Source organism: Amycolatopsis sp. NPDC043885 (genome assembly GCF_056435685.1).
Genome location: NZ_JBWKEA010000001.1, coordinates 215,714 through 234,654, shown reverse-complemented (window position 1 = coordinate 234,654; position 18,941 = coordinate 215,714). Strand labels below are relative to the sequence as shown.

Below are 18,941 nucleotides of genomic sequence, written 5' to 3'. Positions count from 1 at the left end.
CTGGGGCGATCGCGGTCGGCGGATCCGTCACGATAACCCGCGAAGCCGCCTTCAGCGAGGAAGCGCCGAAGCCCGCCAGGCTCCCTCGCCGGGCGCGAGCGGGGCTCGCACGAGCGAAGCCTTGTCCGCCCACCACGAATCCCGTTTCGGCGCCGGTTCCGGTGCCCGCGCACTGGCCGCCGCAGCGACGACGGCGGTCAGGGCGGCGAGTTCGGTGTCGTCCGGGTTGCCCCGGACGACACGCAGCAGCGGGGTTTCGGGCGCGGTCACAGCGGGATGTTCCCGTGCTTCTTGGGCGGCAGCGTCTCCCGCTTGCCCTGGAGCAGCGAGAGCGCCTTCGCGATGTGGCCGCGGGTGTGCGCGGGCACGATCACCGAGTCGACGTAGCCGCGCTCGGCCGCCGCGTACGGGTTCAGGAGCGTGTCCTCGTACTCCTGAATCAGCTCGGCGCGCAGCGCGTCGACGTCCTTGCCTTCGGCGGCGGCCGCGGCGAGGGTCTTGCGGTGCACGATGTTCGCCGCGCCCTGCGCGCCCATGACCGCGACCTGCGCCGTCGGCCAGGCCAGGTTGATGTCCGCGCCGAGGTGCTTCGAACCCATGACGTCGTACGCGCCGCCGTACGCCTTGCGGGTGATGACGGTGACGAGCGGGACGGTCGCTTCGGCGTAGGCGTAGATCAGCTTCGCGCCGCGCCGGATGATGCCGTTCCACTCCTGGTCGGTGCCGGGCAGGAAGCCGGGGACGTCGACGAAGGTCAGCACCGGGATGTTGAACGCGTCGCAGGTGCGCACGAACCGCGCGGCCTTCTCGGAAGCGTCGATGTCGAGGCAGCCGGCGAACTGGGTCGGCTGGTTCGCCACGATGCCGACGCTGCGCCCGTCCACCCGGCCGAAGCCGACCAGGATGTTGGGCGCGAACAGCTCGTGCACCTCGAGGAAGTCGCTGTCGTCGACGATGCGGGTGATGACCTCGTGCATGTCGTACGGCTGGTTCGGCGAGTCCGGGATCAGCGTGTCGAGCTCGCGGTCGGACTCGGTGACGTCGTCGAAGAACCCGCCGGGGGCCGCGTCGGTCTCGAAGACGGGAGCCTCGGAAAGGTTGTTCGCCGGGAGGAACGAGAGCAGTTCCTTGACGTAGGCGATCGCGTCCTCGTCGTCGGAGCCGAGGTAGTGCGCGTTGCCCGAACGGGTGTTGTGCGTGCGCCCGCCGCCGAGCTCCTCGAAGGAGACCTCTTCGCCGGTCACGGTCTTGACGACGTCGGGGCCGGTGATGAACATGTGCGAGGTCTTGTCGACCATCACCACGAAGTCGGTCAGCGCCGGCGAGTAGACGTGCCCGCCCGCGTTGGCGCCCATGATCAGCGAGATCTGGGGGATGACGCCGGACGCCTTGACGTTGCGGTTGAAGATCTCGCCGTAGAGCCCGAGCGAGACGACGCCTTCCTGGATCCGCGCGCCGCCGCCCTCGTTGATGCCGATGATCGGGCGGCCGGTCTTGATCGCCAGGTCCATCACCTTGACGATCTTCTCGCCGTACACCTCACCGAGTGAGCCGCCGAAGACCGTGACGTCCTGGCTGAACACGCACACCGGACGACCGTCGACGGTGCCGTACCCGGTGACGACGCCGTCGCCGTAGGGCCGGTTCTTCTCCTGGCCGAAGTTGACCGAGCGGTGCTTCGCCAGTTCGTCGAGTTCGACGAACGAGCCCTCGTCCAGCAGCAGGTCGATCCGCTCGCGGGCGGTCTTCTTGCCCTTGGCGTGCTGTTTCTCCACCGCCCTCGCGGAACCCGCGTGCACCGCCTCGTCGTATCGGCGGTACAGGTCGGCCAGCTTGCCGGCCGTGGTGTGGATGTCCGGTTCGTCCTCGGGCGGCGTCCCGAGCGGCTCCGTCGCACTGCTCATGAAAGCGCAGCCTAGCTACTCGACGGTCACTTCGCGTGTGGCGTAGGCAACGTCCGTCAGCGGCGGCGGGTGGGTGGTCGCGCACGACCTCGGCCGCCCTCGGTGACCCGGCTCGGTATCGGCGGACCGGGCCCGGTTGGAGTACATGAAGGCCGCCTACCTGTACCTAGGTGCAAGGAAAGGGCCTTCATGTACTTCGGCAAGGTGTGAAGGTCGAGTTTCCTCGGCTGAGCCGAGGGAAGGGGCCCTTCACGCGCGGCAGCTGTGCCTGCTGTGGTCGCTGGTGTACCTGGGACGAGAGCGGCGACCCTGAAGGTCCGTGAAGGCCTCCTTCACTACCTTCAGGGTAGGCAAGGAGGCCTTCACGGACACATGATCAGCCCCAGCCAAATCCAGTAGGCGCCCAAGACGCTCTTGGCCCTAGCCCGAATCGCCATTCACGACCACCCCGACCCATCCCTCACTGGACGGAGGCGCGCACCAGACCGGACTCGTAGGCCGCGATCACCAGCTGCGCCCGGTCCCGCGCCGCGAGTTTGTGCAGGAGGTGGCCGATGTGCGTCTTCACCGTCGCCAGCCCGAGATGCAGGGTCCCGGCGATCTCGTCGTTCGACAGGCCGCGCGCGATCAGGCTCAAGACCTCGCGTTCGCGGGTGGTGATGTTGTCCAGCGAAGCCGCGACGCGCTGCCCGGGTTCGGGCAGCCGGGCGAACTCGGCGATGAGCCGCCGCGTGATCGACGGGGCCAGCAGTCCTTCGCCCGCCGCGACGACCCGGATCGCGGTCAGCAGCTCGGCGGGCGGGGTGTCCTTCAGCAGGAATCCGCTCGCGCCCGCGCGCAGGGCCGAATACACGTAGGCGTCGAGGTCGAAGGTCGTCAGCATCAGCACGTGGACGCCTTCGGTGGCGGCCGACGCGCAGATCCGCCGGGTGGCTTCGATCCCGTCCAGTTCGGGCATGCGGACGTCCATCAGGACGACGTCGGGGCGCTCCTTCTCGGCGAGTTCCGCGGCCTCCGCGCCGTCGCTCGCCTCGCCGACGACCTCGAGGTCCGGCGCGCTGTCGACGAGCACGCGGAAGCTGCCGCGCAGCAACGCCTGGTCGTCGGCGATCAGTACGCGGATCATCGTGTCCCCACTTCCTTGGCGGCGTACGGCAGCCGCGCGAACACCCGGAATCCCCCGGCGGGCAGCGGGCCCGCTTCGAAGTCACCACCGTAGACGGCGACGCGTTCGCGCATGCCGATCAAACCGTGCCCGCCGGGCGTCGACGGCGAACCTTCGCCGCGCCCGTCGTCGACGATTTCGACGCTGACCTCGCCGGGGCCTTCGGTGATCGTGACCCGGCAGGCCGACGGTCCCGCGTGCTTCACGACGTTGGTCACCGCCTCCTGCGTGATGCGGTAGACCGAAAGCGCGACACCTTCCGGGAGGTCGTCCACCGCCTCGCCGGTCAGCTCGACGCGCACCCCGGCCTGTCCGGCGCGTTCGGCCAGGGTGCGCAGGTCGGCGAGTTTCGGCGCGGGGCCGAGCGCGGCCTCGGGCGTCCCGTCACCGGAACGGAGGACGCCGAGCATCCGCCGGAGTTCGACGAGCGTCTCGCGGCTGGTGAGTTCGATGACTCGCAACGCTTCGCGTGCTTCTTCCGGCTGTTCTCGCGCGACGTGGTTGCCGACGGCCGCCTTGACCGCGATCAGGCTCATGCTGTGCGCGACGACGTCGTGCATCTCGCGCGCGATACGCAGCCGTTCGTCGGAAACCGCCTGATCGGCTTGGGTTTCCGCGAGCTGGGCCAGGTTCGCGCGCCGTTGCCGCGTCATCCAGCCGAGTGCCCACGAGCCCACCACCCCGCCGCCCGCGAAGGCCGTCGACGCGATCGTGTTCGGGCCCAGCCGCAGGAACTCGAAGATCATGACGACGACCAGGCCGAGGCCCATCGCGATCAGCGAGCGGGCGCGCGGGTGTTCCAGCGCCACGGTGTACAGGGCGCACGCGGTGGCCAGGAGCGCGGCCGGGCCCAGCCCGTTGCCGGCGAGCAGGGCCGGGACCAGGCTGCCGAGGCCGAGGCCGTACGCGACCAATGGCCGGTGGCGTCGCAGCGCGATCGCGATCCCGCTGGCGGCGACCGTCGCCCAGGCGAGCCACATCGGGATGGCGATGAGGAACGTCCAGGTCTTCGCGGCCAGGTTCCCGCCGACGGCCACGACGAGCACCAGCGCGAGGAGCGCGTCGATCGTGTACGCCACCCGCTGGGGGAGCGCCGACGGCTGTTTCATACGGCGAACTTAACCGGACATGTGGTGCGTGCGCGTCCGTCCGGCGGAGGTCATCCCCAGGGTGGAGATCAGCTTCCCTGAGTCGCCGCGAAGAACTCTTTCAGCTTCTCGCGCCGGCTTCGTAGCGCCTCGGGCACGATGTCGTCCTGTCCGGCGGGGACGGTCTGGGTCACCTCGACCATGGTGCCGTCGAGTTCGGAATGGCTGAACTCCCAGCGGACGATCCCGCCCCGTGGCAGCGAAAACTCCAGCAGCCGCGGCGGCTCCTCGCGGATGACCGTGCCCTCGGCCGGTTCGGCGGAGAGACGGGCCCAGACCTCATCGAGCGGTTTCCAGACCAGGTCGCGACGGAAGCGGATCACCTTGCCGTCGCCGGTTTCCAGAACTTCGCCCTCGGCGAGCCCGAACTCCTCGGTGTAGGCCTCGATCGGGCCGATCCAGTCGGCCGACGGCTCATGGTCCACGCCGTCGAGCAGGGCGACGAGCGCCACGAGGCAGCTATCCCAGCCAGCGGCCGTGCGGGGCGCCGCGATCTTGGCGATGGCGGGTTCACCACGGCCGAACGTATGCGTGAAGAGCAGACGGCTGCCGTCGCCGTCCGGAGTGATCTCCCAGCGCAGCACGTCGTCGTTCCAGCTGAACACGAACACGCGGGGTTCGTCGGCTTCGAGGACTTCGCCCGCGGTCGGGGCCTCTTCGCCCTCGAAGCTGAATTCGATCTTTCCGCCCGGTCGCAGGTCGACTGTGACCGCCGCGGGAAACCATTTCGCGAGCTTCGACGGTTCGGTGATCGCCTGCCAGACACGCTCCGGCCGGTCTGCGAGACGACGTTCCATCCGTAGCGCCGGACGTTCCCCGGCGGTCTCCAGCCGGGCGCGAGAGTTCACGGTGACCTCCTTATGTGCTTTGGCGCTAATATAACCACGGGCTAATATTCGGTCAAGCGTCGAGGTGGACGCCGATCCCGCTCAGCCCCGGCGCGAGTTCCTCACGCAGGACCAGATCCTCGTCGTAATCACCCCCGTTCTGGTGGCGGAACGGGATCGGGTCCTGAATGGCCAGCGTCCGCAGCCGTTCGCGCAGCGCCGCGGCCGCGGCTTCGTATTGCCCTGGCGAGACGCGGTCGGCGCCGCAGATCGTCAGCGGGGGCAGGACCGACATGCCCGCGTACCAAAGTGTCCCGTGCTGCAACGGGAACAGCAGGTCACCGATGTCGCCGTTCACCCCGCGCGGGCCGATCGTGGCCTCCGGCGCCCCCGCGGTCAGCACGACCATGGCGCGCTTCCCGGCCAGCGCGCCTTCGCCGTAGCGCGCCGTCCGGCCGTCGGGGCGCTGGACGCCGTAGGCGAAACCCTTGACGAAGACGCGGTCGAACCAGCCCTTGAGGATGGCGGGCATTCCGTACCACCACAGCGGGAATTGGATGATCACGGTGTCCGCCCACGCCAGTTTTTCGTGTTCGGCGCGGATGTCCTCGCCGAGCTCGCCGGTCTCGAAGGCGTACTTCGACGTCGAGCCGACGACGAGCCGGTCCGGGGAAGCGGCCCGGCCGAAGTCGTCGGCGTCGACGACGGCCTTCCACTTCATCGCGTACAGATCGGATTCCCGGACGTCGGCGCCCTGCGCGCGGAGGGCGCTCAACCCCTCGTCGCGCAGCGAGCCGCCGAGGGAACGGGGTTCGGGGTGAGCGAAGATCCACAGCACGTTCATGGTCCCACCGTCGCGTGTTCTCCCGGCCGGGGACGAGTGGCCTGATGGACAACATGTGCAAGAATCGAGCCATGGGCTTCTTCGTGCATCCCGGCCGTCATCGGGTCGCCGTGCTGGTCCGCCACGGAATGCTGGTGATGGAGCTGGGGATCGTCACCCGGCTGTTCGGCACGGCCAAGTCCGCCGACGGCGAGCCGCTCTACGAGGTCGTCACCTGCACGCCGGAACCGGGGCAGATCCGGACCGACGCCGACGTCACGATCTCGGTCGCGCTCGGGCCGGAGGTGCTGGCCGAGGCAGACACCGTCGTCATCCCGGCGTCGTCCACCGAATACGAACCGTCGGGGCACGACCTCACCGAGCCGCTCGCGCGGGCACTGGAGCTGATCCGGCCGGAGGCCAGGATCGCGTCGATCTGCACGGGTGCCTTCGTGCTCGCCGCCGCCGGCCTGCTCGACGGCCGGAAGGCGACCACGCACTGGCGTTCGGCGCTGGACTTCCAGGCGAAGTTCCCGAAGGTCGACCTGGATCCCAACGTGCTTTACACCGACGAGGGGAACGTGCTGACCGCGGCGGGCGTCGCGTCCGGGATCGACCTCTGCCTGCACATGATCCGCTGTGATCACGGTGCCGCGGTCGCGAACGAGGTCGCGCGCGGCACGGTCGTCTCACCGCACCGCGAGGGCGGGCAGGCGCAGTTCATCCGGCGGCCGGTGCCGGAGCCGCAGTCCTCCTCGACCGCGGCGGCGCGGGCTTGGGCGCTCGAGAACCTCGACCGGCCGTTGACGTTGCGCGAACTCGCGGCGAAAGAGGCGATGAGCACGAGGACGTTCACGCGGCGGTTCCGCGACGAAGTCGGGATTTCGGCGTTGCAGTGGCTGACCCAGCAGCGGATCGAACGGGCCCGTCAGCTGCTCGAAGAGACCGACCTGCCGGTGGACAAGGTCGCCACCGAAGCGGGGTTCGGCACCGCCGCGTCGCTGCGCCAGCATCTGCAGGCGGCGTTGGGGGTCTCGCCGAGCGCGTATCGGAACACCTTCCGCGAAGCCGTCTGAAAGCAGCTGACCGCCTGGTAACTTACCCTGGGATAAGTTCCGGAGGTGGTCAGTGAAGGCCCTGAAAATCGCCGAACGGGTGTTGTTCGCGAGCGCCGCGATCGGCACGGTGTACTCCGCGAGGACAGGCAATCGGAAACTGCGACTCGCGACCAAGCCCGCCGCGGTCCCGGTGCTCGCCGCCAGGGTCGCGCGTTCGCGGGGGCTCGCGCCGGGGGAGAAGGGCCTGCTCGTCGCCGCGTTGATCGCGGCGGGAGCGGGCGACCACTTCATGGGCAGGTCCGACGAGGACGGCCAGCTGATCAGGGGTGCGACTTCGTTCGGTGTCATGCAGGTGCTGTACTCCGCGCTGTTGTGGCGCCGCGGTGCTCGGCCGCGCGCGGCGACCGCGCCGCCCCGGCTGGCGGCGTGGGCGGCGGCCGCGGTCGCGATGGCGTTGCCGAAGCCCTCGCCGGTCTCTTCGGTGCTTTCGGTCTACGGGGGCCTGCTGAGCACGACGTCGACCCTGGCGGCCGACCCGGTGCTGGCGCCGAAGGCCAGGGTCTCGGGCGGGATGGTGGTCCCGTCGGGTGACCGCCGCACCTGGATCGCCGCCGGCGCGCTGCTGTTCTCCGCGTCGGATCTGGCGATCCTGATCCGCCGCAACTTCGTCACCAGCGAGCGGGTGCGGGCCAACCTCGAAACCTTCGTGCTGACTTCGTACCTCGCGTCGCAGTGGCTGCTCGTCGAAGGCATGACCGCGGAAAGTTAAGCATCTACTTGACTATCGTACGGCGTGGGCGGATAGTTAAGCATGTGCCTAACCAACGCATGGACCAGGTGTTCAAGGCGCTGTCCGACGGGACGCGCCGCGAAATGATCGAGCGCCTCACCCGGGGCCCCGCCTCGGTGGGGGAGCTCGCGCAGCCGTTGTCGATGTCGCTGCCCGCCGTGATGCAGCACCTCCAGGTGCTGGAGGCCGGCGGGCTCGTCCGGTCGGAGAAGGCGGGGCGCGTCCGTACCTGCCACCTCGAACCGGACGGGCTGCGGATGGCCGAGGACTGGCTCGGCGGGCAGCGCACCGGCTGGGAACACCGGCTCGATCGCCTTGGCGGCTTTCTGGACTCCGACGAAGGGAAAAGGTCATGACCGTCAAACACGCCACTTTCACCCTCGAGCGCGTCTACCCCGTGGCGCCGGAACGCGTTTTCGCCGCTTGGTCGGATCCGGCCGCGAAGGCCGGTTGGATCACCGTGCCCGGCGGCGGGCACTCCCTCGACTTCCGGGTCGGCGGCCGCGAGGTCATCAGCGGTCCCCCCGGCGGCAAGGAGATGCTCTTCGAAGCCCGCTATGAGGACATCGCGGAAAACGAGCGGATCGTCTACGCGGGGAAGCTCTCCGCGGACGACGTCCTCGCCACCGTTTCGGTCACGACGATCCTGCTCGAAGCAGAGGAAGGCGGCACCCGGCTGACGTTGATCGAGCAGGGCACCTTCCTCGACGGCCACGAGGAACCGAGCTGGCGGGAGCAAGGCACGGGCGACTGGCTCGACAAACTGGGCGAAACACTGTCGCGATAACTTCCGGCAGGATGGGGGACATGCTGACCGCTGAGCTGATCGTCGACAGCCATTTCCCGTCGGAACCCGCGCTTTCCCCCGATGGGAAATGGGTGGCCTACCAGGTCTCGACCATCACGAAAGGCGTCCCCGAGATGTGGCTCGCCGCTGTGGACGGCAGCGAAAAGCCGCGGAAGCTGGCCGAAGGGTCCTCGCCCCGGTGGTCCACGGATGCCCTCTATTTCCTCCGGGACGGCCGTGTCTGTTCGCGGGACGAGGAGCTGTTCGCTTGGGAGAGTGAGATCACCGGCTTCCTTCCGCTGCGCGACCGGATCGTGTTCATCGCCGAAGACGAGACGCCTGCCGCGGAAATCTGGGTCTGGAGTGAAAGTCTTCGCCCGGCGCGGCTGCGGAGCTTCGATCTTCGAACCGGCGAGATCACGACACTGATCGAAGACCACGTCGTCGACGTCGCCTGCCGCCAGGACGACAAGGCGCTCGCCGTCGTCACCTGGCCGACGCCGGAAGTCGACCCCGGCGGGCTCGAACCCCGGCTTTCCTTGCTGGACCTGGAAACCGGGGAGCGGCGTGATCTCGGCCGGGTCGCGGTTGAAGCCGCCAGCCCCGTTTGGTGGCGGGAGGAGGGCGGCTGGCACATCGCGTACCTCGGGACTCCGGAACTGGTGGGTGGCCGGGCCGTCTTCGACGTTCCCGTGGAAACCGGGGAACATCGGAACCTGACCGAGGAATCGACCTGTCCGATCAAGCTCGCGCAGGTCGATTCCGGTGCTCCTCTGGTGCTCGTCGCCGACGGGCTCGACACGGCTCTCCATCGGCTCGGCGCCGGCGAAGTGTCGTTCTGGCGCGGGCAAGCCGACGCGCTGGCCTCGAACGGCGAGATCGTGGTCACCGTGCTGAGCACCGCTCATCATCCGAAAGATATCCACTGTGGACCGGTGGGCGGAGCGTTGACGCGAATCAGTGACACGGCGCCGGAGTTCGCCGGGATTTCGTGGGGCTCCCAGGAACGGTTGTCCTACAAGGCGTCCGACGGCCTCGCGTTGGACGGCCTGCTCGTTCTGCCGCCGGGAAAGACTCGCGCCGACGGACCTTTCTCGCTGGTCACGCGGGTTCACGGCGGACCGTACGACCGGCACGCGGACCGCTTCATGCTCAACTGGTACCCGTCTGCGCAGTGGCTGGCCCTGGCAGGGCACGCCGTCTTCCTGCCGAATCCCCGTGGGGGACAAGGCCATGGGCATGAATTCGCCGCTTCCGTCGCGGGACGGGTAGGCATGGAGGAATGGAGCGATATCGAGACCGGGATCGATCTCCTCGTCGCCGAAGGAGTGGCCGATCCGGAGCGGCTCGGGATCGTGGGCGGGAGTCACGGCGGATATATGACGGCCTGGGCCGTCGGGCAGACCCGCCGGTTCAAGGCGGCGCTGATGGTCGCCGGGATCTGTGACTGGGGAATGCTCGCCGCGACCGGTGAACTCGGTCCGCTGGTGGAATCCGCGCATAGCGGAAGTATCGGCTGGGAAGGAACAGGTCCGCACCGGCACGATCAGCTCAGCCCGATCTCCTACGCGTCGAAGATCGAGACCCCCGTACTGATCGTGCACGGTGCGGACGACACCAACGTCCCCTTGTCCCAGGCGGAATTCTTCCACCGCGCGCTACGCCACTTCGGCGTCGAACACGACCTCGTCGTGTATCCCGGCGAAGGGCATTCGTTCCGCGGACGTGATCACCAGCTGGACCTGCTCCGCCGCACTCGCGAGTGGTTCGCGCGGTTGCTTTAGCTCTGCGGGGCTCCGAAGACGTACGTGCCGAAGGTCCATTCGTAGCCTTCGAGATCGTCGACGCGGCAGCGGTAGTTGCCCCATTCGGTATTCACCGGTTCCCAGACCGGTGTCGCGCCGGCCTCGATGGCCGAGGCGAAAACGGCGTCCACGGCCTCCTGCGTCGGAAGGCTCACGTAGAGGCCGTGGCCGACGGTTTCGCCCTTGCGCGCCGGGCGGTCGTAGTCCTCTTCCGCGCTGAACACGACGATCCCGACTCCGCCGAGCCGCAGTTCCGCATGCAGGATCAAGCCTTTGTCGTCGGGGAACTCCATGACGGTTTCGAAGCCGAAGGCGCGTTCGAGCCAGCGAAGGGCCTTGGGGGCGTCGCTGTAGGCGAGGTAGGAGTGGAGGGAGGCGGTGCGTTCCTGGGTTTCGGTCATGGGCACAGCCTCGCAACCGATGCGGACAACCATGGTCCTCGATTCCCGGCGGTTTCTTCACCAGAGCAGCCGCAGACCGAGCACGGTGATGAGCGCGCTCGACGTCAGCGCGGTCACCAGCCGTCCCCGGCGTCCGGTCAACGCTTTGCCGAGCACGGCGCCGCCACCCGCGAGGAACAATTGCCAGCTGGCCGAAGCCGCGAACGCCGCGGCCACGAAGACCACGTGTTCCGCTCCGCTCGCCGCGGCCATGTCCTCGCTGCCGAGTACGAGCGCCGCGAAGTAGACCACCGTCGTCGGGTTCAGCAGGGTGATCCCGAGCAGGCTCACGTACGCCTTCACCGGCCCGATCGCGACCGGCTGCGTCATCTCGGCTTTCGCGGAGTCGCGGAAGGTCCGGATCCCGCTGAGTCCGATGTGGACGGCCAGCGCGAGCAGCACCACCACCGATGTCCAGCGCAGCGGCACGGCGATCGGCTCGATGACGGGGATGAGCCGCCCGCCGCCGAGAACCGCGACCAGCGCGTACAACCCGTCGGCCGTGGCCACACCGAGCGCGGCGTACGCGCCGATCCTGAGCCCCGATCTGGCCGTCAGCACAACGAGATAGGTCGCGACCGCGCCCACCGGGATGGCGATGCCATACCCGGCGAGCAGGCCCGCGACGAGCGCGGCGCTCACGGCCGGACTGGTGTCGGCCTCCGCCAGGACCCGGCCTGCTGCTGCACCCGCACCCGTCGGACGACGGAGGACGGGGTCAGGAAGGCGAGGGTCGAAGTCATGGGAGAAGGATGCGAACGGGCGGCCGCTCGCGCAACACAATTACCGCTCGGTTCGCGATGGGGCTCGTGAGTTGGGGGTAAGGCAAACGTAGCGGGTTGTGGACGCCTGCCGCGCAGCCTTTTCGCTGACTTCACGGCAAGTTCTCTACCGTCCGGGCCTTTGGTGTCCGCATAGGTCCCTTTTCGGGCAGTGCACGCCTGTTTGATGCCTGTACGCGGGGGGTCGAGTGGTAGAGAGCGTTACTGAGGGTAAGGCGAACGTGGTGGGTCGGCGGCCGCTCACCGCGAGGATCAGGTGCGGCCAATGACTGTCCACAAGGGACGACGAGTCGGATTCCGCTGCTCGATTTGAGTACTTTACGCAGTCGTGAGTGGCAAGTGTCGTTCTAACCCTCTTTATCACTCACGACTCCCTGCGAAACCGGACATACAGGAATGAAGCAGGCGTGCGCTGACCGAACGGTGACCTATGTGGACATCAAAGACCCGGCCGGTCGAGAAGCTTGCCTTGAAGTCAGCGAAAGGCCTGCGCGGCAGGCGTCCACAACCCGCCACGTTTGCCTTGCCCCTCAATAGAACGACCCTTGCCACTCACGGCCACCGCGCGATACTACGCAAAGTACCCAAAACGGGCGTCGGAACCCGGTCAAGGAGTCCCTTGTGGACCGTTATGTGCGCGCCTGATACCCGTGGCGAGGTGGCACGCTGCCGACCCGCCACATTTGCCCTGCCGCACCACTCAAGAGAGGGCGGGCTGCAGAGCGGCGTCCAGGTCGGCCAGCAGCTTGGCCTTCGGCCGTGCCCCGACGGTCGTCCACACTGGACTCCCGCCCCGGAAGAGGATCAGCGTCGGCAGCGACATGACCTGATAATTCCTAGCCGTGAGCGGGTTTTCGTCGGAATTGAGCTTGCGGATGAGCAGCGAGCCCGCTCGCTCTTCGGCGATCTGCTCGAGCACCGGCGCGATCATGTGGCAGGGCGGGCACCATTGCGCCCAGAAGTCCACCAGGACGGGCGTGTCCTGATCCAGGACGAGCTCTGGGAAGGTTTCGTCGGTGACGACGGACAGGGACATTCAGGCCTCCTCGTTTCGCGGCACGACGACGCACGGTCCCGGCGGCGTTTTCAGCGCGCCCGCCAGCTTGGTCAGCAGGCTTTCCCGCACGTCGTTGAGCCTGGCCAGACAGGCGTCCACCTCGGCGAGTTTGCGTTGGTAGACCTCGATCGAATCGGCGCACGAGTCGCCGGTCTCGTGCCCGGCGCGCAGGCATTCGACGAACGGCCTGGTGTCTTCGAGGCTGAGCCCGACCGCCTGCAGGGTCAGGATCTCGTTCACCAGGCGGTAGTCGTCCTCGTCGTACTCCCGGTAGCCGTTCGACGCGCGCCGTGCGTCGAGAAGCCCTTGTGATTCATAGAAACGCAGCGCGCGGGTGGTGGTTCCGGTGCGCGCGGCGAGTTCGCCGATCCGCATGGAGCGAGCGTAAACCTTGCCCTTGGCGTCAAGGCAAACGTTCAGTCGTCGAGATCGACCCGGATGGTGAGGAGGTCCGTGCCGATCGCCCGCACGGCGGCGCTGTTGACCGTAGGCAGGGTCTTCAGCCGGGCGCGGGGGTCGTCGTCGGGGAGCAGGCGCGCCGTGCCGGTGTGCCACCGGCCCTTGATCCGGACCCGCACCCGCGGATCGGCCTGGATGTTGCGGACGTACTGCGACTTCTCGCCGAACTCCGAGACGATCCAGAACGAGCGGCCCACCCGGCGGCCACCGATCGGCGTCCGCCGGGGCTCCCCGGACCTGCGGCCGGTGGTCTCCAGGATCGGCTGGGCGGGCAGGCGGACGAGGATCGGGTTGCCGACGTGGCGTTGAAAGGTGGTGGCCACGCGGTGCTTGATCTCGTGATAGCGGGACATGGTTCCAGGGTGCCCTACGCTCGGACCATGGTGAACGAGTCCGACGTGGACCTGGGGGACGGGACCACACTGCACACCTACGACACGGGCGGGGCCGGTCCGGTGGTCTTCTGGCACCACGGCACCCCGAACATCGGCGCCCCGCCGGTCCCGCTGTTCGCGGCGGCCGAGCGGCTCGGGCTGCGGTGGGTCTCCTACGACCGGCCCGGTTACGGCGGTTCCTCGCCGCGGCCCGGCCGGGACGTCGCGTCGGCGGCGTCGGACGTCGAGAAGATCGCCGACGCCCTGGAGATCGAGCGGTTCGCGGTCTTCGGGCATTCCGGAGGCGGACCGCACGCGTTCGCGTGCGCGGCCCTGTTGCCGGAACGGGTGACGGCGATGGTCTGTGTCGCGAGTCTGGCTCCGTACGACGCCGAGGGGCTGGACTGGTTCGCGGGGATGGGCGCGGCGGGAGCCGGCTCCTTGAGGGCAGCCGTGGCCGGCCGGGAGGAAAAGGAGCGGTACGAGGCGACCGCCGAATACGACGCCGAGATGTTCACCCCGGCGGATCACGCGGCCCTGGCGGGTGACTGGAACTGGGTGCTCGACGTGGTCGGTCCCGCGGTCGAGGGCGGACCCGGCGCGTTGATCGACGACGATCTCGCGTACGTCGCGCCGTGGGGCTTCCGGCCGTCCGACGTCCAGGCCCCCGTTCTGAACCTGCACGGTGGCGCGGATCGGATCGTGCCGGTCGCGCACGGCGAATGGCTGACCCGGCAGTGCGCCACGGCCGAGTCGCGCGTCTTTCCCGAGGACGGGCACGTCTCGGTCCTCCGTCACGGGGAGGCCGCGCTCGACTGGCTGGCCGAGCGCGCGTGAGCTGCGACGTCGTCCTGATCCGGCACGCCGAGTCCGTTCCGCCTTCGCCGGGAAAGCCCGACGACCCGGAGCGGTCACTGACCGCGGCGGGCGTGGCGGCCGCGGAACTGCTCGCGCACGAGCTCGCCGCGATGAAGCCGACGGCGGTCGTGTCGAGTCCGTACCGGCGAGCGGTCGCGACGGTCGAGCCCGCGGCAAGGAAGGCCGGGCTCGAAGTCACGACACGCTGGGAGCTACGCGAGTGGGACTCGGGCTTGGAGCCGACACCGGACTACGCCGGGCACTACGAGCGCAGCTGGGCGGATCCGGATTTCGCGCGGCCGGGCGCCGAGAGCCTGCGGCAGCTGACGGCACGCGCGATGGCCGCCGTCGCTCGGCTCGCGGAGGAGTATGACGGCGGTGTCGTGCTGGTGGGCAGTCACGGAACCTTCGTGTCCCGCCTGCTGGCCGGGGTGCGGCAGGGGATCGGCTGGCCGTTCTCCCGGGACATGCCGATGCCCGCCGTCCACCGGCTGCGCTGGCCCCACGAGCATCATCCGGCGCCGAAAGCGGCGCGAAGCGACCTCTCGTAGTCCTGCCGCGAGAACGTCAGATCACCGATGCTGCCGTAGTCCCAGTCCCGGTACGTATTACGCAGATCCGACCACGTCACCGTGTCCTCGCCGGTCGCGATCTTCGCCACCAGCGCCCAGCAGTCGTCGATACCGCAGGTGCACCCCAGCAAGAGGTGCTCGTCGTCTTCGACGCCGTGCGGAACGCGATCCGGCGCTCCGCCGAGTAGGTGCTCGGCGGAAAGGCTCGTCGAGGGAGCGTAATCCCCGGCGAGCAAGGGGGCGGGCTCCGACGGGAATTCCTCGATGCGCTCCTTCTGTTCCGCGAGCGCGCCGGGAAGTTCGGCTTCGCGCACCAGCTCCAGAAAAGAAACGCCGTCGATCAGGAATCGAAGCGACGTTTCCCGCTCGGCCGGTCTCGTGGAGATCCTGCGGAACTCGATCGAACGCATGGTCGCCACGGTAACCGTCGGTGCCGGGGCCAGGGGTGGTTTGGCCGGTTCAGGCCGCGGGCCGTCCGGCGCCGGTGTAGTCGTCGCCCTTCGAGCGATACGTGTGGATCTGGATCGCCTGGCCCTCGGTGGGCGCGTTGATCATCAGCCCGTTCCCGAGGTACAGCCCGACGTGGTGGATGCGCGTCGCCGGGTTCCCGTAGAACACGAGGTCCCCGAGCTTCGGCTCGCCGGACACCTGCGGCAGCGCCCGGAACTGGGTGTCCGCGGTCCGCGGGAGCGAGATCCCGGCTTCGTCGTAGGACTTCTTGGTCAGGCCGGAGCAGTCGAAGCCCGCCGCGCCCGCCTCGGGGCCGTTGCCGCCCCACACGTACGGGAGGCCCAGCTGGCCGAGGGCGAACCGGGTCGCCTTCACGGCGGGGCTGCCGGAACGTGCCGGGTCGAGGGACAGGGTCGCGTACAGCTGGGCGTTGCCCAGGACGCGCTGGCGGAACAGTTCGGCGTCGTTGCCCTTGCCGCCCTGGTAGCCGGCGATGGCCTTCCACCAGCCGTTGCCGCCGCCGAGGTCGGCCCCGGAAGCGCACAGGGCGCGGCCGGCGGCGACCGAGGCGGAGTCGGGATCGGTGAGCGCGGGTTTCGCGATACCGGGGATCGACGCGCCGTGCTTATTCCATTGCTGCGCCGACAGGCCGAGGGGGTTGTCGCCGCCGCGTCCGTGGTTCGAGCTCGCCGCGCCGATCCCGGCGAGGGTGACCCAGGACAGGTGACACTTCGGCTGCTCGCCGCGCAGCGCCAGTTCGCCGTTCGCGTACCCCATGAGCGACTTCGCCGGGATGTCGAGCGCCCCGGCGAGCTTGTTGGCCCACTCTTCGAGCGGCCGGGCGCCCTTCGGCGTCTCCTGCGCCTTCACCGGCGCGCTGACTTCGAGCACCGACGGACCCGCGCCGCCGCCGACGGTGGCCGGGTCCTGCTTGGCGGCGGGAACGGGAATCGGCTGGCGCCCGTCGGCGGGTGCGGGATCGTTGCCGCCCGCGAGCAGCCAGCCCGCCGTCGCGAGCCCCGCGACCAGGGGGAGGGCGACCAGGCCGCGCATCGCCACGCCGTGCGCCCACGACTTCTTCCGGCTGGTTTCGGGCGCGCTCGGGGCCGGGTCGGGCTCAGTCACGCCGTCCAGGTTATTGGAGACCACCTCTGCGTAACGAGCGAACGCCTTGCACGTTAGGGGGACTCTCATATTCTGGACGAATGAGTGAGACGGGAGCGCTCGACGCCGGGCGCCTGAGTGCCACGCTGTCCGGCCGGTACACCGCGATCCAGGTCGTTTCGAGCACCGGGTCCACCAACGCCGACCTGCGGGAAGCCGCCGCGAAGGGTGCCGAAGACCGCACCGTGCTGATCGCCGAAGAGCAGACGGCCGGGGTCGGCCGCCGCGCGCGGCAGTGGGCCTCGCCGAAGGGATCGGGCCTCTACGTCAGTGTCCTGCTGCGTCCCGGCGGCGTTCCGTTCGCCAATTTGGGTTCACTTTCCGTGGTCGCGGGCCTCGCGGTCCGGGAGGTCGCCGCGGGCCTCGGCGTCGACGCCGTCCTCAAGTGGCCGAACGACGTCCTCGCCGGTCCTGAGCGCGCCAAATGCGCGGGCATCCTGGCGGAGGCCGTCGCCGGCGACGACACCACCGTGATCCTCGGCATCGGCCTGAACGTGCTGCCGCTCGGCGAGAACATCCCGGCCGGGCCCGGCGGTCTGCCCCCGACCTCGCTGGCCGAGCAGGGCGCGACGGAGACCGATCGCGCCGAGATCGCCTCGCGGCTGCTCACCGGTTTCGACGAACTCGAACGCCGCTGGCGGCTCGCCGGCGGGTCACTGGCCGAGGCCGGTCTGCTCGGGGACTACCGACGGCACTGCGCCACGCTGGGCCAGGACGTCGAGGTCCAGCTGCCCGACGGCTCGGCGCTGACCGGACGCGCCGCCGACATCGATCCCGCCGGCCAGCTCCAGGTCGACGTTCCGGGTGGTGAGCGGTACACGGTGTTCGCCGGCGACGTCGTCCACGTGCGCCCGGCCAAGGCCTGATCCGTGCGTCTCGATTTCCGGCGTCTCCTCTTCCGCCGGGACCGTTCGCCGGTACGGTGAGCTCACCAGCGCCGAACACACTTTGGGAGCGTCCGTCGTGGCCTATCCGGACGATTTGCTCAGCGAAAACGAGCACGTCGTGGTGCACAGTCACCCGCATTTCAAGATGCTGATCTTCCCGTTCCTCGCGCTGATCATCACGCTCGGCGTGGGGATTTGGCTGGCCGTCGTCGCGAAGGACGCGACGGCCCCGTGGGACCTGATCTCCGAGATCGCGATCGCCGCGGTCGGGCTCGGTCTCGTCGTCTGGCTCTTCCTGGCGCCGTTCGTCCGCTGGCGCACGACGCATTTCATCGTGACCACGGACCGGCTGATCGCCCGCGAGGGTGTGCTGAAGCGGACCGGGATCGACATCCCGCTGTCGCGGATCAACAGCGTCCAGTTCGAGCATGGGCTGCTGGACCGCGTGTTCGGCTGCGGCACGCTGGTGATCGAGTCCGCTTCGGACGAACCGCTGAAGTTCGACGACATCCCCAAGGTCGAGCGGGTGCACACGGTCATCTACCGCGAAGTCAACGACAACCCGTACGACGACTTCGCGCCGGGTGCGCCGCAGCAGACCGAGCCGCTTCCGCCGCAGGGGCACCCGCCGCGCGGAAACCGGCGCCGCTGATGGGCACGCGAGAACTGGGGCTGCCCGACCGCGTCCCGTCGGCCGCCGCGTTGCCGGAGCGGGTGACGATCTGGGAGGTCGGTCCGCGTGACGGTCTCCAGAACGAGAAGTCGATCGTCCCGGTCGAGGTCAAACTCGAGTTCCTGGACAAGCTCGCGGGCGCCGGGCTGACCACGCTCGAGGCGACCAGTTTCGTGAGCCCGAAATGGGTGCCGCAGCTGGCCGACGCCGAGCAGCTTCTGGCCGGGCTCGAAAAGCGCGAAGGCGTCCGGTACCCAGTGCTCGTCCCGAACGAACGCGGACTGGACAGGGCGCTGGAAGCCGGGGTCTCGCATATCGCGATCTTCGCCAGCGCCACCGAAACCTTCGCCAAGAAGAACCTCAACTCGACGGTGGACGACCAGTTCGCGATGTTCGAACCGGTCGTCACCAGGGCGCGGGCCGAAGGTCTCGACGTCCGCGGGTACGTGTCGATGTGCTTCGGCGACCCGTGGGAAGGCGCCGTCCCGGCCGCGCAGGTCGCCGGGGTGGGTAAACGGCTCCTCGACCTCGGCTGCTCGCAGCTCTCGCTCGGCGACACCATCGGCGTCGCCACCGCCGGCCAGGTCGAGGCGCTGATCGGGCAGTTCGCCGACGTGGGCACCCTGGCCGTCCATTTCCACGACACCTACGGCCAGGCGCTCGCCAACACGCTGGCCGCCCTCCGCTGCGGCGTGTCCACTGTGGACTCCTCCGCCGGTGGGCTCGGCGGCTGCCCGTACGCCGAATCCGCCACCGGGAACCTCGCCACCGAAGACCTCGTGTGGATGCTCGACGGTCTCGGCGTCGAAACCGGTGTCGACCTCGACGCGCTGGTCGCGACGAGCAAGTGGATGGCCGGGAAACTGGGCAGGCCGAGCCCGTCCCGGGTGGTCAACGCGCTCGCCGGATGAGGTTCGC

The 18,941-nt window shown here is 69.0% G+C and carries 23 protein-coding genes; 10 read left to right on the top strand and 13 right to left on the bottom strand.

The genetic code is table 11. The features are described 5' to 3' along the window. Nucleotides 1-51: 51 nt before the first annotated feature. From AC069I_RS01195 to AC069I_RS01170, 6 genes are all read right to left on the bottom strand, one after another. Nucleotides 52-270 carry an acyl-CoA carboxylase subunit epsilon gene (locus AC069I_RS01195; protein ID WP_340684550.1) on the bottom strand — a complete coding sequence of 73 codons (219 nt, stop codon included), beginning with the start codon at nt 268-270 and terminating at the stop codon, nt 52-54. Next, the gene (locus AC069I_RS01190; protein WP_478264617.1) at nt 267-1,904 is read right to left on the bottom strand and encodes an acyl-CoA carboxylase subunit beta; all 1,638 of its coding nucleotides are present in this window, start codon (nt 1,902-1,904) and stop codon (nt 267-269) included. Before AC069I_RS01190 ends, AC069I_RS01195 begins: the two co-directional genes overlap by 4 nt. A 460-nt stretch (nt 1,905-2,364) precedes the next feature. Further along, nucleotides 2,365-3,030 carry a response regulator gene (locus AC069I_RS01185; protein ID WP_016331341.1) on the bottom strand — a complete coding sequence of 222 codons (666 nt, stop codon included), beginning with the start codon at nt 3,028-3,030 and terminating at the stop codon, nt 2,365-2,367. Further along, complete coding sequence (locus AC069I_RS01180) at nt 3,027-4,178, bottom strand: sensor histidine kinase (RefSeq protein WP_478234418.1); 1,152 nt, start codon at nt 4,176-4,178, stop codon at nt 3,027-3,029. Before AC069I_RS01180 ends, AC069I_RS01185 begins: the two co-directional genes overlap by 4 nt. A 68-nt stretch (nt 4,179-4,246) precedes the next feature. Continuing rightward, the gene (locus AC069I_RS01175; RefSeq protein WP_478264616.1) at nt 4,247-5,065 is read right to left on the bottom strand and encodes an SRPBCC family protein; all 819 of its coding nucleotides are present in this window, start codon (nt 5,063-5,065) and stop codon (nt 4,247-4,249) included. A 52-nt stretch (nt 5,066-5,117) separates the two neighbouring features. After that, nucleotides 5,118-5,888, bottom strand: coding sequence for an NAD(P)H-dependent oxidoreductase (locus tag AC069I_RS01170; RefSeq protein ID WP_478234420.1), 771 nt, complete (start codon nt 5,886-5,888; stop codon nt 5,118-5,120). Nucleotides 5,889-5,932: 44 nt separating this feature from the next. Between AC069I_RS01170 and AC069I_RS01165 the strand changes: the two genes are divergently transcribed. The 5 genes from AC069I_RS01165 to AC069I_RS01145 are packed head-to-tail and all read left to right on the top strand — an operon-like array spanning nt 5,933 to nt 10,286. Beyond that, nucleotides 5,933-6,943: a GlxA family transcriptional regulator gene (locus tag AC069I_RS01165; protein WP_478264615.1), complete on the top strand. Its 1,011-nt coding sequence runs from the start codon at nt 5,933-5,935 to the stop codon at nt 6,941-6,943. A gap of 52 nt (nt 6,944-6,995) precedes the next feature. Then, a complete protein-coding gene (locus AC069I_RS01160) occupies nt 6,996-7,694 on the top strand; it encodes a lysoplasmalogenase family protein (RefSeq protein WP_478234421.1) in 699 nt (232 codons plus the stop codon). Between the two features lie 59 nt (nt 7,695-7,753). Further along, nucleotides 7,754-8,071, top strand: a complete 318-nt coding sequence (locus tag AC069I_RS01155) for an ArsR/SmtB family transcription factor (RefSeq protein ID WP_478225236.1) — start codon at nt 7,754-7,756, stop codon at nt 8,069-8,071. Then, entirely contained in the window at nt 8,068-8,502 is a 435-nt protein-coding gene (locus AC069I_RS01150) for an SRPBCC family protein (protein ID WP_478264614.1), read from the top strand. The genes AC069I_RS01155 and AC069I_RS01150 overlap by 4 nt, the downstream gene beginning before the upstream one ends. Before the next feature lie 20 nt (nt 8,503-8,522). Beyond that, a complete protein-coding gene (locus tag AC069I_RS01145; protein ID WP_478264613.1) occupies nt 8,523-10,286 on the top strand; it encodes a S9 family peptidase in 1,764 nt (587 codons plus the stop codon). Here AC069I_RS01145 and AC069I_RS01140 read toward each other — a convergent pair. The 5 genes from AC069I_RS01140 to AC069I_RS01120 all read right to left on the bottom strand — a co-directional run bounded on the left by AC069I_RS01140 (nt 10,283) and on the right by AC069I_RS01120 (nt 13,398). Beyond that, nucleotides 10,283-10,708, bottom strand: coding sequence for a VOC family protein (locus AC069I_RS01140; protein WP_478264612.1), 426 nt, complete (start codon nt 10,706-10,708; stop codon nt 10,283-10,285). The genes AC069I_RS01145 and AC069I_RS01140 overlap by 4 nt on opposite strands. A gap of 57 nt (nt 10,709-10,765) precedes the next feature. After that, a complete protein-coding gene (locus AC069I_RS01135; RefSeq protein ID WP_478225158.1) occupies nt 10,766-11,389 on the bottom strand; it encodes a LysE family transporter in 624 nt (207 codons plus the stop codon). 840 nt (nt 11,390-12,229) lie between these two features. After that, nucleotides 12,230-12,565 (bottom strand): thioredoxin, encoded by a 336-nt coding sequence (gene trxA, locus AC069I_RS01130; protein ID WP_478264611.1) that lies wholly within the window; start codon nt 12,563-12,565, stop codon nt 12,230-12,232. Continuing rightward, on the bottom strand, nt 12,566-12,961 hold the full coding sequence (locus AC069I_RS01125; RefSeq protein ID WP_192746662.1) for a MerR family transcriptional regulator: 396 nt from the start codon (nt 12,959-12,961) through the stop codon (nt 12,566-12,568). A 41-nt stretch (nt 12,962-13,002) separates the two neighbouring features. Then, the gene (locus tag AC069I_RS01120; RefSeq protein WP_478264610.1) at nt 13,003-13,398 is read right to left on the bottom strand and encodes a nitroreductase/quinone reductase family protein; all 396 of its coding nucleotides are present in this window, start codon (nt 13,396-13,398) and stop codon (nt 13,003-13,005) included. Nucleotides 13,399-13,425: 27 nt separating this feature from the next. Between AC069I_RS01120 and AC069I_RS01115 the strand changes: the two genes are divergently transcribed. Beyond that, nucleotides 13,426-14,256, top strand: a complete 831-nt coding sequence (locus AC069I_RS01115) for an alpha/beta fold hydrolase (protein WP_478264609.1) — start codon at nt 13,426-13,428, stop codon at nt 14,254-14,256. Next, nucleotides 14,253-14,828, top strand: coding sequence for a histidine phosphatase family protein (locus AC069I_RS01110; RefSeq protein ID WP_478225162.1), 576 nt, complete (start codon nt 14,253-14,255; stop codon nt 14,826-14,828). Before AC069I_RS01115 ends, AC069I_RS01110 begins: the two co-directional genes overlap by 4 nt. Here AC069I_RS01110 and AC069I_RS01105 read toward each other — a convergent pair. Together AC069I_RS01105 and AC069I_RS01100 are read right to left on the bottom strand one after the other, a co-directional pair. Continuing rightward, complete coding sequence (locus tag AC069I_RS01105; protein WP_478225163.1) at nt 14,789-15,259, bottom strand: hypothetical protein; 471 nt, start codon at nt 15,257-15,259, stop codon at nt 14,789-14,791. The two genes, AC069I_RS01110 and AC069I_RS01105, sit on opposite strands and share 40 nt — an antisense overlap. A 49-nt stretch (nt 15,260-15,308) precedes the next feature. Beyond that, nucleotides 15,309-16,424 (bottom strand): C40 family peptidase, encoded by a 1,116-nt coding sequence (locus AC069I_RS01100; protein ID WP_478234429.1) that lies wholly within the window; start codon nt 16,422-16,424, stop codon nt 15,309-15,311. Between the two features lie 80 nt (nt 16,425-16,504). Between AC069I_RS01100 and AC069I_RS01095 the strand changes: the two genes are divergently transcribed. The 3 genes from AC069I_RS01095 (at nt 16,505) to AC069I_RS01085 (ending at nt 18,934) form a co-directional block, all read left to right on the top strand. Next, nucleotides 16,505-17,329, top strand: coding sequence for a biotin--[acetyl-CoA-carboxylase] ligase (locus tag AC069I_RS01095; protein ID WP_478264608.1), 825 nt, complete (start codon nt 16,505-16,507; stop codon nt 17,327-17,329). Between the two features lie 97 nt (nt 17,330-17,426). Next, nucleotides 17,427-18,002: a PH domain-containing protein gene (locus AC069I_RS01090; RefSeq protein WP_478225166.1), complete on the top strand. Its 576-nt coding sequence runs from the start codon at nt 17,427-17,429 to the stop codon at nt 18,000-18,002. Further along, the gene (locus AC069I_RS01085) at nt 18,002-18,934 is read left to right on the top strand and encodes a hydroxymethylglutaryl-CoA lyase (protein WP_478234431.1); all 933 of its coding nucleotides are present in this window, start codon (nt 18,002-18,004) and stop codon (nt 18,932-18,934) included. The genes AC069I_RS01090 and AC069I_RS01085 overlap by 1 nt, the downstream gene beginning before the upstream one ends. Nucleotides 18,935-18,941 lie beyond the last annotated feature (7 nt).